Annotated in this window: 1 protein-coding gene; it reads right to left on the reverse strand. The window is 29.1% G+C overall.

The annotated features are described in order from the left end of the window. Positions 1–776: transposase (locus IC221_RS29245; RefSeq protein WP_188172322.1), on the reverse strand; the 776-nt coding region annotated here is incomplete at its 3' end. Positions 777–877 lie beyond the last annotated feature (101 nt).

Here is an 877-nt window from a genome sequence, read left to right on the forward strand (position 1 = left end):
AATGCTATGTAGTGTGATTGAGTCCAATTTCTTGATGAAGTCATATATCTTATATTTAAAGATTTATAATTATCAACCCATGCATTAGTCTGTTCAACAGAAAAACGAAGCTTATAGAGCTCATCATCAATGATATCCTTTTCTAAATCAGAAGATTTTGCATTTCTTTTATTGTGATCAATATTGTAAATGATCTCTTTTTCTTGCAGTAAGTTTTTTAATTCTTTGGAATCAAAACCCGCATCTGCATTTAAAAATAAACCATTTAAGCTATAACTAATTTTTAAAACATCAGACAACATTTTGGATACCAAATTCTTAATATTAAATAGGTCATTATGTTGCCCTGATATTGCTTCAGAGATACTTAATGGAAAACCAGACTTGTCTGAAAGGACTAATAAATTTGTTGTTTTCCCTTTTTTTCTTCCTTGATAACCGACTTGATCTCCTCCTTTTTTAGCTAGGGTATGACTTCCATCTAGGTTTAAAAGTGAGCAGTCTAATAAGCGATTATAAGAAAGCAATAAGTCATTATAAATCGACTGGAAAGTACCTTCTTTACACCATTTATTATAATGGTAATAGACTGTCTGATAGGATACTTTGGTCTTACCAAACAATTCTTTAAGAGGTAATAAATACCATTGTACTCCTGTTTTAATTTTATAAAAGATAGCCTTTAATATCCTCCATAAAGGAACTTTAAGTTTTCTTCCTTTGCTATTGTTTGGAATATACTTAGCTACATATTTATTTAGTATTGCTTTATGCATGGTCTGAAGGGATTTGTTTTTTGTGGTAATTAAATATCTCCTTTCAGACTTTTATTTCTAAATGCAATACGAAATATTAAGATCTATTTTTAAATAGCTTC

Origin of the sequence: Flammeovirga sp. EKP202, from assembly GCF_014534745.1 — a bacterium.
GTDB lineage: Bacteria > Bacteroidota > Bacteroidia > Cytophagales > Flammeovirgaceae > Flammeovirga.